The 202-nt window shown below is 37.6% G+C and carries 1 protein-coding gene; it reads right to left on the minus strand.

Translation table 11 applies throughout. The annotated features are described in order from the left end of the window. The coding region (locus ACTRWE_RS19405) for a hypothetical protein (protein WP_462880555.1) at nucleotides 1–202 on the minus strand (202 nt) is incomplete at both ends.

Here is a 202-nt window from a genome sequence, read left to right on the forward strand (position 1 = left end):
CCGCATTTGACCAGGTTCTTCAATAAAGCGTTTTTTAACAGTTTTTTCAAACTCTTCTACGCGTTTTGCTGCTTCTTCTTCCGGTTGCTCAAAATAGTCAGCCAACATTTTGCGATAGGTTGCATATTTAAATAACTTTTCTGTTTTACCTTCACCCGTTTCTTCGCCTTTAATTGTACTTGCTTCTGGTTTATAGCTAGTC

The sequence above is a fragment of the Pseudoalteromonas sp. G5_S1_54_S4 genome (genome assembly GCF_054968565.1).